Origin of the sequence: Bacillus sp. YBWC18 (assembly GCF_002998775.1) — a bacterium.
In the GTDB taxonomy this organism is placed as follows: domain Bacteria; phylum Bacillota; class Bacilli; order Bacillales; family Bacillaceae; genus Bacillus.
On sequence record NZ_PVRI01000003.1, the window covers coordinates 362794 to 376053 of the forward strand.

A 13260-nucleotide genomic window follows, 5' to 3' on the forward strand; every position below is an offset into this window, starting at 1 on the left:
TATGGCGAAAAATGAAAGCAATGGGGTGTAACAGATGAATGAGAAAATTTTAATTGTCGATGATCAATACGGTATTAGAATATTATTGAATGAAGTGTTTCATAAAGAAGGCTATCAAACCTTCCAAGCAGCCAATGGACTTCAGGCGTTAGATATTGTGAAAAATCATAGACCAAACCTTGTCCTGCTTGATATGAAGATTCCCGGAATGGATGGTATTGAAATTTTAAAACGCATGAAATTAATTGATGAAGACATCCGTGTCATCATTATGACAGCCTATGGCGAATTAGACATGATCCAAGAATCAAAAGAACTCGGTGCATTGACGCACTTTGCGAAACCATTTGATATTGATGAAATCCGAGATGCTGTTAAAGAATACTTGCCGCTCGAAACAAATGGTTAGATGGAAATGATTGAATCGAGTCATTCTGTTGCCGATTTGTCGAATAATTGGTATCCTAGATAAGAAGAAGAAAGCGATCTGACTTTGAAAGTTTACATATGGCGAGAAATTCTGGTCATGCTAGGGTGGAGAGCTTTTTTTAGTAAGCAAATTAGCTACATAGGGAGGATTTTTCATCATGCCTTTAGTTTCAATGACAGAAATGTTGAAAGACGCAAAGGAAAAAGGTTACGCTGTTGGTCAGTTTAACTTAAATAATTTAGAATTCACGCAAGCGATTTTACAAGCTGCTGAAGAAGAGAAATCTCCAGTTATCTTAGGAGTATCTGAAGGAGCAGGACGCTACATGGGCGGCTTCAAAACAGTTGTCGCAATGGTAAAAGCGTTAATCGAAGAATATAATGTAACAGTTCCTGTTGCGATTCATTTAGATCACGGTTCAAGCTTTGAATCTTGTGCAAAAGCAATCCATGCAGGATTTACTTCTGTCATGATCGACGCTTCTCACCACCCATTCGATGAGAACGTAGCAACAACTGCGAAAGTAGTTGAGCTTGCACATTTCCACGGTGTATCTGTAGAAGCTGAGCTTGGAACTGTTGGCGGACAAGAAGACGACGTCATCGCTGAGGGCGTTATTTATGCTGATCCAAAAGAATGCCAAGAGCTTGTAGAACGCACTGGCATTGACTGCCTTGCACCTGCACTAGGTTCAGTTCATGGTCCATACAAAGGTGAACCAAACCTTGGTTTCGCTGAAATGGAAGAAATTGGTAAAATGACAGGCCTTCCACTTGTTCTTCACGGCGGAACAGGTATCCCAACTGCTGACATCAAGCGTTCAATTTCACTTGGTACAGCAAAAATCAATGTAAACACTGAAAACCAAATTGCTTCTGCGAAAGCAGTACGCGAAACACTTGCTGCAAAAACAGAAGAGTATGATCCACGTAAATATCTTGGACCAGCTCGTGACGCAATTAAAGCGACTGTTATCGGCAAAATGCGCGAATTTGGTTCTTCTAACCAAGCATAATTTGATGAGAACCGAAAGCCGCCTGAGTCACAGGCGGTTTTCTCCATATCTTGAGAAAGCGCAATCAAAATTTACATTTCAGACAATTATTGATAGGAGAGTGGCACGGTTATGTTATTTTTCGTAGATACAGCGAATATCGCAGACATCAAAGAGGCGCACGAGCTTGGCATTTTAGCAGGCGTCACAACAAACCCTAGTTTAGTAGCGAAAGAAAAGGACGTATCATTCCACGACCGTCTTCGCGAAATCACTGACGTCGTATCAGGTTCTGTCAGTGCAGAAGTGATTTCCCTTAAAGCAGAGGAAATGATTGAAGAAGGAAAAGAGCTTGCTGCCATCGCACCTAATATCACGGTCAAAGTACCGATGACAATAGATGGCCTTAAAGCTGTCAAAGCGTTAACAGACCTTGGTATTAAAACAAACGTCACTTTGATTTTTAGTGCAAACCAGGCATTGCTTGCAGCTAGAGCTGGTGCAACGTATGTGTCTCCATTCCTCGGCCGCTTAGATGACATTGGCCAAAATGGTCTCGATCTCATCAGCGAAGTGAAAACCATTTTTGATGTTCACGGATTAGATACACAAATCATTGCTGCATCCATTCGTCACCCGCAGCACGTGACAGAAGCTGCGCTTAGAGGTGCTCATATCGGCACAATGCCGCTGAAAGTCATCAAGCAGCTGACAAAACACCCGTTAACGGATGCAGGCATTGAGCAATTTTTAGCAGACTGGAATAAATAAGTGATTGTGGCAGGCGGGATTGTCTCCCGTTTGCCGCAGTTTTCCTTAAAAACGCTAAGAAATGTTTTGTGCAAAGAAGAGAACATCACAGCCTCGCAAAGCTTCGATTATTTTTCTTCCGACAAATTTCGTTTAACCTGTATTCTTTCTCTTGATATTGGCTAAATTTTGGACAAGACCTTTTAAAGCGCGACATCCACAAACAGTATAACTCCAACAGTGATCTTCTTTAAGAAGGGAGACAAATATGGAAAAGTTAAACATTGCCGGCGGTGACCCTTTGCGCGGGACCGTACATATTAGTGGTGCGAAAAATAGTGCAGTGGCACTGATTCCTGCCACGATTCTCGCTGATTCTCCAGTAACCATTGAGGGCCTTCCGCATATTTCAGATATTGACACATTACGAGATCTGTTAGAAGAGATTGGCGGAAAGGTTACGTTTGAAAAAGGTGAAATGATCGTCAATCCTTCTTCCATGATCAGTATGCCGCTTCCTAATGGAAAGGTGAAGAAACTGCGTGCATCCTATTATTTAATGGGAGCCATGCTCGGCAGGTTCAAGCAGGCTGTCATCGGACTGCCAGGAGGATGTCACTTAGGACCTAGGCCGATCGATCAGCATATCAAAGGCTTTGAAGCACTTGGTGCCGAGGTGACAAACGAGCAGGGTGCGATTTATTTGCGCGCTGAAAAATTAGTCGGAGCTCGTATTTACCTTGATGTTGTCAGTGTAGGTGCGACCATCAATATCATGCTGGCAGCCGTACTGGCTGAAGGAAAAACGGTGATTGAAAATGCCGCAAAAGAACCCGAAATTATTGATGTAGCGACACTGCTTGCAAGCATGGGAGCCAAAATCAAAGGTGCGGGTACTGATGTGATTCGAATCGAAGGTGTAGAATCTCTTCATGGCTGTAAGCATTCCATCATCCCTGACCGCATAGAAGCAGGCACATTTTTAATTGCTGGTGCTGCGATGGGAGATGAAGTTGTTCTTGATAATGTGATCCCAACTCATTTAGAATCAATTACGGCGAAACTTAGAGAAATGGGGTTCACCATTGAAACGAGCAACGATCAGATGCTGATCGTTGGCAGAAACGAAGGACTCAAGCCTGTCGATATCAAAACCCTTGTGTATCCGGGCTTTCCGACTGACCTTCAGCAGCCGATGACGGCGCTCTTAACAAAGGCGAAAGGCACGAGTGTGGTCACAGATACGATCTACTCAGCCCGCTTTAAGCACATTGACGAATTGCGTCGAATGGGTGCAAACATGAAGGTCGAAGGTAGATCTGCCATTATAACTGGGCAAACGCAGCTTCAAGGAGCAAAGGTCAAAGCAAGTGACCTTCGTGCAGGTGCTTGTCTCGTCGTTGCAGGGTTAATGGCAGACGGTGTGACCGAAATCACAGGGCTTGAACATATAGACAGAGGATATAGTTTGCTTGAGAAGAAGCTTGAAGGCTTGGGTGCAACCATCTGGCGTGAAAAGCTGAATGACCAAGAAATAGAAGAACTTCAAAATTCGTAAGGCTTTGACTGTGAGAGGAGATTTGGACAAAAATGGAAAGAAGTTTATCGATGGAACTAGTACGGGTGACAGAAGCAGCCGCATTAAAATCTGCCCGTTGGATGGGAAGAGGATTAAAAGACGAAGCAGATGATGCTGCAACAAGTGCAATGCGTGATGTATTTGATACCATTCCGATGAAAGGAACAGTGGTCATTGGCGAGGGAGAAATGGACGAAGCACCAATGCTTTATATTGGGGAAAAGCTTGGGAACGGATACGGACCCCGCGTGGATGTTGCTGTTGATCCGTTAGAAGGAACAAATATTGTGGCAAGCGGCGGCTGGAATGCCTTAGCTGTTATTGCGGTTGCAGATCATGGCAACCTGCTGAATGCACCTGATATGTACATGGATAAGATCGCAGTAGGTCCAGAAGCAGTAGGCTGCATCGACATCGAAGCGCCTGTCATTGATAATCTTCGCGCTGTGGCAAAAGCAAAAAACAAAGATATTGAAGATGTCGTTGCAACGATTTTAAACAGAGATCGACATGAGAAAATTATTGCTGAACTGAGAGAAGCAGGAGCAAGAATTAAACTGATCGATGATGGTGACGTTGCAGGAGCTATTAATACAGCATTTGATCACACAGGTGTTGATATTCTATTTGGTTCAGGCGGAGCGCCAGAAGGTGTCCTTTCTGCTGTTGCGTTAAAGGCACTTGGTGGTGAAATCCACGGAAAGCTTCTTCCTCAAAGTGAAGAAGAACTAAGACGCTGTGAGAAAATGGGGCTGGATGTTGGCAAAGTCCTAAGAATGGAAGACCTTGTAAAAGGTGATGATGCCATTTTTGCAGCGACTGGTGTAACAGACGGCGAGCTATTAAAAGGTGTTCAATTCAAAGGCTCTGTTGGAACAACACATAGTGTTGTTATGCGTGCGAAATCGGGTACAGTTCGTTTCGTAGACGGCAGACACAGCTTAAAGAAAAAACCGAATCTTGTCATTCGTCCGTAATCTGAAAGCGGGTATTCATTACCCGCTTTTCATATAGGTGTCAAATGTATATCATTTTCTTTTTAAAGTTGAATATTCTCTGCAAATGAGGTAAAACTAAAGAGTGCTGCGAAATTTTCTGCGAATTTACTTCTTTTAAGCTTCAACAAGTTTAAAACTGCCGCATCATGACGATATACTCATTATCCTTCTCTATGTTGACAAAGCTCAATTTCACATTGTTCCTATCTTTTAAGATAAAACGAGTGGGAGCGTTACCATGAGAGCGAGGTCATTCCAACAAAAACGGAATTAAAAGCTAATCAAATACATTGGTCATGCATTTGTAATGAAATACATTGACTAGAAAAGTGTGGTGTCCATATTGAAAGATGTTTCGATTTCATCTTTGGAAAATATGAAATTAAAAGAGCTGTATGAGTTAGCAAAAAAATACAAAATCTCTTATTACAGCAAACTAACAAAAAAAGAATTAATTTTTGCCATCTTAAAGGCGAACGCTGAGCAAGAGGATCTCTTATTTATGGAAGGGGTTCTTGAAATTATTCAGTCTGAGGGATTTGGTTTCTTAAGACCAATTAACTACTCTCCAAGTTCTGAAGACATTTATATTTCAGCTTCACAAATCAGACGCTTTGATTTACGCAACGGAGATAAGGTGTCTGGAAAGGTACGACCTCCAAAAGAGAATGAACGCTACTATGGCCTCCTTCATGTAGAAGCGGTAAATGGGGACGACCCAGAATCAGCTAAGGAACGTGTTCACTTTCCTGCACTCACGCCGCTATTCCCTGATCGTCAAATGATTCTTGAAACACAGCCTAATCACCTGTCTACTAGAATTATGGATATGATGGCGCCAGTTGGATTTGGGCAGCGTGGTTTAATTGTTGCACCGCCTAAGGCTGGGAAAACCATTTTGCTCAAAGAAATTGCCAACAGCATTTCTGAAAATCACCCAGAGTCAGAGCTGATTGTCCTTTTGATTGACGAACGCCCGGAGGAAGTAACAGATATCGAACGTTCTGTTGCAGGGGATGTTGTTAGTTCAACCTTTGACGAAGTACCGGAAAACCACATTAAAGTAGCAGAGCTTGTATTAGAGCGTGCCATGCGTCTTGTTGAACATAAGAAAGATGTCATCATCTTAATGGACAGCATCACAAGGCTTGCTCGTGCATACAACCTTGTCATCCCGCCAAGCGGCCGAACGCTTTCCGGCGGTATTGATCCAGCGGCCTTCCACCGTCCAAAACGCTTCTTTGGTGCTGCGCGTAACATTGAAGAAGGCGGAAGCTTGACGATTTTAGCCACTGCGCTTGTGGATACGGGATCACGTATGGATGATGTGATTTATGAGGAGTTTAAGGGAACGGGGAACATGGAGCTTCATTTGGACCGCTCTCTTGCAGAAAGAAGAATTTTCCCAGCGATCGACATTCGTCGTTCTGGTACGAGAAAAGAAGAACTGCTTGTACCAAAAGAGCATCTTGACCGTCTATGGGCGATGAGAAAATCGATGTCAGATACACCTGACTTTGCTGAGAAGTTCATGCGCAAAATGAGAAAAACAAAGACAAACCAAGAATTTTTCGATATTTTAACGCAAGAATGGAAACAAGCGAACATGTCTGCATCAAGAAGATAGCTTGTTGAAAAAATACATTTGCAATCATAGACTCACACTGTTATAATTTCATCATGTGCGTTTCAGAATTTATTCTGAGATATTAACTCTGTTTCCGAATTGGATTCAGGGCGGAAGGAGATGACAGTAGATGAAAACAGGAATTCATCCTAACTACAAAAAAGCTACAGTCAAATGCGCTTGTGGAAATGAGTTTGAAACTGGATCAGTAAAAGAAGAGGTACGCATCGAGATTTGCTCTGAGTGCCATCCTTTCTATACAGGCCGTCAAAAATTCGCTTCTGCTGATGGACGTGTTGACCGCTTTAACAAAAAATACGGTCTTAAGTAATAATAGATACAATAAACAGGCAGGAATCCGTTCTTGCCTGTTTTTTTACGTGGATTGATGGAACTTTAAAACGGGGGAGAAGACCTTATGTATGTGATGAAACAAAGCGGTTGGCTTGAAGTCATCTGCGGAAGTATGTTTTCTGGAAAGTCGGAAGAATTGATTCGGAGAGCCAAAAGAGCCACCTTTGCCAAACAAGAAGTAAAAATATTCAAACCAGCGATTGATAACCGATATAGTACAAGCTCAGTTGTCTCACATAACGGTTCATCAGTCGATGGGATTGCAGTACCCTCACCAAAAGACATAATAACGCACATATCAGAAAGAACCGATGTCATTGGCATTGATGAGGTGCAATTTTTTGATGAGACAATCATTGACATTGTCACTCAATTGGCTGATAAAGGTTACCGAGTCATTGTTGCAGGCCTTGATCAAGATTTCAGAGGAGAGCCATTTGGTGTTGTTCCGCATTTAATGGCATGTGCAGAGCTTGTAACAAAACTTCAAGCAGTTTGTTCGGTATGCGGCTCCCCAGCGAGTAGAACACAACGCTTGATCGACGGTAAACCCGCATCCTATGATGATCCCATTATTTTAGTAGGTGCGCAGGAATCATACGAAGCACGATGCAGACATCACCATGAAGTACCAAGACTTGACGTTGGTACAACACTTGACAATTAAAAAAATAGCAAATGCCGCTGTGTTTCGTTTTTCGAGATTTTGGCTGAACACCCATCATTTGTACTTAAATAAATTAAATAACGCTACGAAAAAATTATCTAATTTTCAACGCTTGCGTTTTAGCATAAGCAGGCATAAAATGACTAACTGTAGTGTAAAGCATTTTAACGAAAAGTTCGATTTCTTGTCATAATTTTTTTGATTAAGGATTTTCCTCCTTAATCGTTCTTTAAATTAATAGTTCACTTTATTTATATTTTAGAAAGAGGGTAGTTTTTGATGAACAACGTGAAGAAAACAAAAGAAGGGTACCTCGAAACCACTTTGACAGGTAAAGATGTATTATCGATTCCAACGTTGAACAAAGGCGTTGCTTTCTCTGAAGAAGAAAGACAAGAGCTTGGACTAGAAGGTTTACTTCCTCCAACTGTTCTCACTCTAGAACAACAAGCGGAGAGAGCGTACAAGCAATTTCTGGCACAGCCAGATCGTCTTCGTCAAAACGTATACTTAAGTGATTTGCAAAACCGTAACGAAGTATTGTTCTATAAGCTTCTAACAGACAAGCTTCGTGAAATGCTTCCTGTTGTGTACACACCAACTGTTGGTGAAGCGATTCAAGAATACAGCCATGAATACAGAAGACCTCATGGTGTCTATCTTTCAATCGACAACATTGACGGCATTGAGAAAGCATTTGAAAACTTACATGCAACAGCAGGAGATATTGACCTTATCGTTGCAACTGACTCTGAGAGCATTCTTGGAATTGGTGACTGGGGTGTTGGTGGTATCAACATCGCAATCGGTAAATTAGCTGTTTACACGGCTGCAGCAGGTATTGATCCAAGCCGCGTGATTCCAGTCGTATTAGATGTTGGCACAAACAATGAAAAATTATTGAATGATCCATTATACATCGGAAACCATCACAAACGTGTACAAGGTGAAAAATACGAAGAATTCATTGATGCTTATGTAAAAGCAGCGCTTAAATTCTTCCCGAAAGCCTTACTTCACTGGGAAGACCTTGGAAACAAAAATGCGCGTAACATCATGAAAAAATACAATGATAACATCTTAACGTTCAATGATGATATTCAAGGTACTGGTGCCATTACTTTAGCGGGTGTTCTTGCAGCTGTCAAGAAAACTGGTACTCAATTGAAAGATCACCGTGTTGTCATTTTCGGAGCTGGATCAGCTGGTATCGGAATCGCAGATCAAGTGCGTGACGCAATGGTCCTTGAAGGTCTAACGGAAGAAGAAGCAAACAATGCATTCTGGACATTAGACTACAGAGGTTTGCTAACAGATCAATTTGAAGATGAAGTGCTTGATTTCCAAAAACCATACCTTCGTTCTTCTGCTGAAGTAGAAGGCTGGGCACGCGATGAAAAAGGACAAATCTCATTTGCTGAAACTGTTCGCCAAGCGAAGCCAACAATCCTTATCGGTACATCAGGTCAAGGCGGTGCATTCACTGAAGAAATCATTAAAGAAATGGCAGCTCATACAGAGCGTCCAGTGATCATGCCAATGTCTAATCCAACACCACTTGCTGAAGCAGTGCCAGAGGATCTATTCAAATGGACAGACGGCCGTGCACTGATTGCGACAGGAAGCCCGTTCGAAAACGTTGAGTATAACGGAATCGAATATGAAATCGGACAATCAAACAATGCGTTCGTTTTCCCTGGACTTGGTCTTGGTTCGATCGTAACAGAATCAAAAATCATCACAAAAGCCATGTTCGTCGCTTCTGCGAATGCAATTGCTGAAATGGTTGATCATGAGAAACCAGGTGCTGGTCTACTGCCAAGCATTGATAAATTGCAAGAAGTGTCAATCCATGTGGCTGTTGAAGTAGCGAAAGCAGCTATTGAAGATGGTGTCGCAAGAAAAACGCCTGACAACATCGAACAAGCTGTGAAAGATGCAATGTGGATTCCTGAATATAAAAAAATAGTAAGAGCATAATAAAAAGTGTAACGCGGCATTGTTTCGGGTAATCTAAGCAATGCCGCAATAAAATAAGAGGCATGTAAAAGATTCAAGGAGGAATAGTAAGATGGACTTTTTAAATATTTTGATCCTCCTAGCACCGATTTTTTTCGTTATCGCGCTGGGTTGGTTCGCAGGGAACTTCGGCAGCTATGACGCTAAATCTGCAAAAGGTGTAAGTACACTTGTTACAAAGTATGCTTTGCCAGCGCACTTTATCGCCAGCATTCTGTCAACACCAAAAGATAAATTCTATAGTCAAATTCCATTTTTCATTGCATTGATTTTCGGAATCGTTGGTTTTTATATTATTATCCTTTTAGTTACGAAATTTGCTTTTAAATATGATTTAACAGATTCATCTGTTTTCTCGTTAAACTCAGCACAACCGACCTTTGCATTTATGGGGATTCCGGTCTTGGGCAGTTTATTTGGGGCTCAAGAAGTTGCAATTCCGATTGCTATTACCGGAATAGTTGTAAATGCATTGCTTGATCCAATTGCCATTATTGTGTCAACTGTCGGTGAAAAAACAAAAGGAAAAGCCAAAGACGGCGAAAGTTTCCTAAAAATGACAACAAAAGCGATTTTGCACGGTTTATCAGAGCCGCTTGCACTTGCACCGCTAGCAAGTATCATTCTTGTACTTTTAGGATTTAAACTTCCTGAAATCGGACATGAAATGTTAGAGGAAATCGGAAGTGTGACATCAGGGGTTGCGCTATTCGCAGTCGGTGTCACTGTAGGTATTCGAAAAATTAAACTAAGCTTACCAGCATTTAGTATTGCACTATTAAAAGTAGCTGTACAACCGCTACTTATGTATCTTATTGCCGTTCTTATGGGTCTTTCGGCTGACGAAATTACAAAAGCTGTATTGCTTGTTGCCTTCCCAGGTTCAGCTGTTGCAGCGATGATCGCCACACGATTTGAGAAACAAGAGGCAGAAACTGCATCCGCATTTGTGATCAGTGCCATCATGTCACTCATTACATTACCGATCATTATTGCACTTACCGTATAATATAGTAGAAGGCTGCCTCATGAGGCAGCCTTTCTTAGCGAAATGAATGAAACAGAGGGAAGAGCACACGCTTTTTTTTGATGTCAGGGTGTGTGATTTCCTTTTTTTCTTCTATTTGAGAGGGTTGTTTCAAGCTCGCAGCAAGACGCTCAAGTTTAGTGGTGAGATCTTCAATTTCTCTGCGGTGCTGAAGCAGCTGGTATGATACACCTTCATCTGCTTTTTTAGCCAGTTTCCGTTCGAGTTCTTGGAGTCGATTTTCTACATCAGTAGTGACATGCAATTGCTGCTGAATGAGCTGTTTCACTTGCTTTTCTAATGCTTCAATCCGCTTTGTGGAGGCATCAGTTTCTGCAGCAGGTGATAACTGTTGAACGGTTTCCTCGTGGATTGGCAGTCGAATGTCTTGGAGGATCACACCTTCACTCATTTGGTGTTTGACTTCTTTGAGCAGCTGTACAATATCTTCATGAAATTCATAATGTCCAAGTTCATTCCGGGCGACAGGGATGTTGAGCTGTTTAACCCAACGCTGAATCGTTTTTGAAGAAACACCAATTTCTTTTGCAACCTCATTTGTATTCAAACCAAATGCCCTCCCTTTTTTCAATTATAAGTACCATTCTCTTCAAGGAGGACCTGTTCCTTCACGTTAGACAAAACAAGTAACCAATCGCCAAAGATCGTGTTTTCTAGCGAAAAATTGCAGAAAATCAATTGTTTTGGAAATTTTTTTGACTGTCATACCCCGCTATACTATAATTAGACTGTTACGCACAAAACAGAGGTGAAGACCATGTTAGACCGTTTAAAATCAATTGAAGAACGCTATGAAAAGCTAAATGAATATTTAAGTGATCCTGAAGTGGTGAACGACCCTAAGAAGCTTCGTGAATATTCGAAGGAACAATCTGATATTCAAGAAACTGTTGAGGTATATAGACAATATCGTGCGGCATACGACCAGTTGAGTGAAGCGAAAGCAATGCTGGAAGATAAGCTGGATGCCGAGATGCGCGACATGGTCAAAGAAGAAATTTCAGAGCTCACAGAGGAAACGGAACGTTTAGAAGACGAGCTGAAAATCTTGCTGATCCCGAAAGATCCGAATGACAACAAAAACGTTATTGTGGAGGTTCGTGGTGCAGCGGGAGGAGAAGAGGCCGCGCTTTTTGCTGGTAATCTTTACCGTATGTACAGCCGTTATGCTGAAATGCAAGGCTGGAAAACGGAAGTGATGGAAGCGAGTGTCACTGGCACAGGCGGTTATAAGGAGATTATCTTTATGATCAGCGGGAAAGGCGCATACTCCAAACTAAAGTTTGAAAACGGCGCACACCGCGTGCAGCGTGTTCCGGAAACAGAATCAGGCGGACGGATTCATACATCAACAGCGACAGTTGCTGTCTTGCCTGAGGCTGAAGAAGTTGAAATTGATATCCATGAAAAAGACATCCGTGTAGATACTTTCACATCAAGCGGACCTGGCGGACAAAGTGTCAATACGACCATGTCTGCTGTTCGATTAACTCACCTTCCAACAGGTGTGGTTGTATCCTGTCAGGATGAGAAGTCGCAAATCAAAAACAAAGAAAAAGCCATGAAAGTGTTACGTGCGAGAATTTATGATAAATTCCAGCGTGAAGCACAGGCTGAATATGATCAAACGCGTAAATCTGCTGTTGGAACAGGGGATCGTTCAGAGCGTATCCGTACGTACAATTTCCCGCAAAACCGTGTAACGGACCACCGCATCGGATTGACGATTCAAAAGCTTGATCAAATTTTAGAAGGAAAACTTGACGAGGTCATAGATGCATTAATTATGGAAGACCAAGCAAGAAAGCTTCAAAATGCAAAATAATCAGCGAACCATCTTTGAAGCCCTTAAATGGGCTTCTTCTTTGTTAACGGAAGCCGGTAGAGACCAAAACGCAGCAGAGCTCCTTTTGATGCATGTAATGGGCCTAAGCAGAAGTGAACTTCTTGCACGTTTTCATGATCTGCTGCCAGAGGAGCAAGATCGGTTGTTCAGCGAGTTTGTCACGCAGCATAAGAAAGGCGTGCCTGTTCAGCATCTAACGGGTATTGAATTCTTTTACGGCCGTCCCTTCGAGGTGAACAAACATGTTCTCATTCCTCGTCCTGAAACGGAAGAGGTCGTTTTGGCGGCGCTGAATCTGGTGAGTGACGTCTTCCCGCACGATCAGCCGCTCAAAGCAGTGGACGTTGGCACAGGAAGCGGGGCAATTGCGATTACGCTGGCTCTTGAAAAAGAAACATTATCTGTCACAGCAACGGATATTTCACATGAAGCACTTGCGGTAGCAAAGCGGAATCAACAAGCGCTTGGTGCAGACGTCCATTTTTTACAAGGCGACTTACTCGAACCTATCATGGATCAAGGCATCAAAGTGGATCTGTTTATTTCCAATCCACCTTATATTGCAGCAGAAGAAATGGACAGTTTGTCAGAGGTGGTTACGAAGCATGAGCCAGTGAATGCGCTGACAGATGGACGTGATGGTCTGTGGTTTTACAAGCGTCTCATTCGTGATCTTCACTGGGTACTTCATGAGCAGGCGGTCGTTGTCTTTGAAATTGGACATACGCAAGGGCAAGATGTAAAAGCACTTCTCTTGCAGTCATTTCCCGCGGCAGATGTCCGCATCGTCAAGGACATAAACGGGAAAGACCGAGCTGTTTGCGCACACATTCAAAACGGAAAGTCCGGCTGAAAAAAGTCGGACTATTTTATTATGTAAAGATGAAACTTATGGTAAAAGAGAAACGTATATATAGAAGAATGAACATTCTGATCATGATTTTTTTA

At 42.3% G+C, this 13260-nt stretch carries 13 protein-coding genes; 12 read left to right on the forward strand and 1 reads right to left on the reverse strand.

Translation table 11 applies throughout. From position 1 onward, the window contains the following. Positions 1 to 34 precede the first annotated feature (34 nt). The 10 genes from C6348_RS11295 (at position 35) to C6348_RS11340 (ending at position 10427) form a co-directional block, all read left to right on the forward strand. Complete coding sequence (locus C6348_RS11295) at positions 35 to 409, forward strand: response regulator (protein WP_003214681.1); 375 nt, start codon at positions 35 to 37, stop codon at positions 407 to 409. 178 nt (positions 410 to 587) lie between these two features. Further along, a complete protein-coding gene (locus C6348_RS11300) occupies positions 588 to 1445 on the forward strand; it encodes a class II fructose-bisphosphate aldolase (protein ID WP_034660304.1) in 858 nt (285 codons plus the stop codon). A gap of 111 nt (positions 1446 to 1556) precedes the next feature. Continuing rightward, positions 1557 to 2195, forward strand: a complete 639-nt coding sequence (gene fsa / locus C6348_RS11305; RefSeq protein WP_106043129.1) for a fructose-6-phosphate aldolase — start codon at positions 1557 to 1559, stop codon at positions 2193 to 2195. 247 nt (positions 2196 to 2442) lie between these two features. After that, positions 2443 to 3732 carry a UDP-N-acetylglucosamine 1-carboxyvinyltransferase gene (locus tag C6348_RS11310; RefSeq protein ID WP_034660302.1) on the forward strand — a complete coding sequence of 430 codons (1290 nt, stop codon included), beginning with the start codon at positions 2443 to 2445 and terminating at the stop codon, positions 3730 to 3732. A gap of 32 nt (positions 3733 to 3764) precedes the next feature. Continuing rightward, positions 3765 to 4730, forward strand: coding sequence for a class II fructose-bisphosphatase (gene glpX / locus C6348_RS11315; protein WP_012011567.1), 966 nt, complete (start codon positions 3765 to 3767; stop codon positions 4728 to 4730). A gap of 364 nt (positions 4731 to 5094) precedes the next feature. Next, the gene (gene rho, locus C6348_RS11320; RefSeq protein ID WP_003215202.1) at positions 5095 to 6378 is read left to right on the forward strand and encodes a transcription termination factor Rho; all 1284 of its coding nucleotides are present in this window, start codon (positions 5095 to 5097) and stop codon (positions 6376 to 6378) included. Positions 6379 to 6508: 130 nt separating this feature from the next. Continuing rightward, complete coding sequence (gene rpmE, locus C6348_RS11325) at positions 6509 to 6709, forward strand: 50S ribosomal protein L31 (RefSeq protein ID WP_003215407.1); 201 nt, start codon at positions 6509 to 6511, stop codon at positions 6707 to 6709. A gap of 87 nt (positions 6710 to 6796) precedes the next feature. Continuing rightward, positions 6797 to 7399, forward strand: coding sequence for a thymidine kinase (locus C6348_RS11330; protein WP_106043131.1), 603 nt, complete (start codon positions 6797 to 6799; stop codon positions 7397 to 7399). Positions 7400 to 7678: 279 nt separating this feature from the next. Continuing rightward, positions 7679 to 9379: an oxaloacetate-decarboxylating malate dehydrogenase gene (malS, locus tag C6348_RS11335; RefSeq protein WP_066031615.1), complete on the forward strand. Its 1701-nt coding sequence runs from the start codon at positions 7679 to 7681 to the stop codon at positions 9377 to 9379. Positions 9380 to 9470: 91 nt separating this feature from the next. Beyond that, the gene (locus tag C6348_RS11340; RefSeq protein ID WP_060597492.1) at positions 9471 to 10427 is read left to right on the forward strand and encodes an AEC family transporter; all 957 of its coding nucleotides are present in this window, start codon (positions 9471 to 9473) and stop codon (positions 10425 to 10427) included. 34 nt (positions 10428 to 10461) lie between these two features. Here C6348_RS11340 and racA read toward each other — a convergent pair whose 3' ends face one another. After that, positions 10462 to 11013 carry a chromosome-anchoring protein RacA gene (gene racA / locus C6348_RS11345; protein WP_066031616.1) on the reverse strand — a complete coding sequence of 184 codons (552 nt, stop codon included), beginning with the start codon at positions 11011 to 11013 and terminating at the stop codon, positions 10462 to 10464. Between the two features lie 210 nt (positions 11014 to 11223). Between racA and prfA the strand changes: the two genes are divergently transcribed. Both prfA and prmC read left to right on the forward strand, forming a co-directional pair. Next, positions 11224 to 12291: a peptide chain release factor 1 gene (gene prfA / locus C6348_RS11350; protein WP_095285677.1), complete on the forward strand. Its 1068-nt coding sequence runs from the start codon at positions 11224 to 11226 to the stop codon at positions 12289 to 12291. Then, positions 12281 to 13165: a peptide chain release factor N(5)-glutamine methyltransferase gene (prmC, locus tag C6348_RS11355; protein WP_106043133.1), complete on the forward strand. Its 885-nt coding sequence runs from the start codon at positions 12281 to 12283 to the stop codon at positions 13163 to 13165. Before prfA ends, prmC begins: the two co-directional genes overlap by 11 nt. Positions 13166 to 13260 lie beyond the last annotated feature (95 nt).

What these genes read in the sequence shown, in the direction of transcription:
- C6348_RS11295 (WP_003214681.1), top strand. Translation starts at nt 35, where the DNA reads ATGAATGAGAAAATTTTAATTGTCGATGATCAATACGGTATTAGAATA.
- C6348_RS11300 (WP_034660304.1), top strand. Translation starts at nt 588, where the DNA reads ATGCCTTTAGTTTCAATGACAGAAATGTTGAAAGACGCAAAGGAAAAA.
- fsa (WP_106043129.1), top strand. Translation starts at nt 1,557, where the DNA reads ATGTTATTTTTCGTAGATACAGCGAATATCGCAGACATCAAAGAGGCG.
- C6348_RS11310 (WP_034660302.1), top strand. Translation starts at nt 2,443, where the DNA reads ATGGAAAAGTTAAACATTGCCGGCGGTGACCCTTTGCGCGGGACCGTA.
- glpX (WP_012011567.1), top strand. Translation starts at nt 3,765, where the DNA reads ATGGAAAGAAGTTTATCGATGGAACTAGTACGGGTGACAGAAGCAGCC.
- rpmE (WP_003215407.1), top strand. Translation starts at nt 6,509, where the DNA reads ATGAAAACAGGAATTCATCCTAACTACAAAAAAGCTACAGTCAAATGC.
- C6348_RS11330 (WP_106043131.1), top strand. Translation starts at nt 6,797, where the DNA reads ATGTATGTGATGAAACAAAGCGGTTGGCTTGAAGTCATCTGCGGAAGT.
- malS (WP_066031615.1), top strand. Translation starts at nt 7,679, where the DNA reads ATGAACAACGTGAAGAAAACAAAAGAAGGGTACCTCGAAACCACTTTG.
- C6348_RS11340 (WP_060597492.1), top strand. Translation starts at nt 9,471, where the DNA reads ATGGACTTTTTAAATATTTTGATCCTCCTAGCACCGATTTTTTTCGTT.
- prfA (WP_095285677.1), top strand. Translation starts at nt 11,224, where the DNA reads ATGTTAGACCGTTTAAAATCAATTGAAGAACGCTATGAAAAGCTAAAT.
- prmC (WP_106043133.1), top strand. Translation starts at nt 12,281, where the DNA reads ATGCAAAATAATCAGCGAACCATCTTTGAAGCCCTTAAATGGGCTTCT.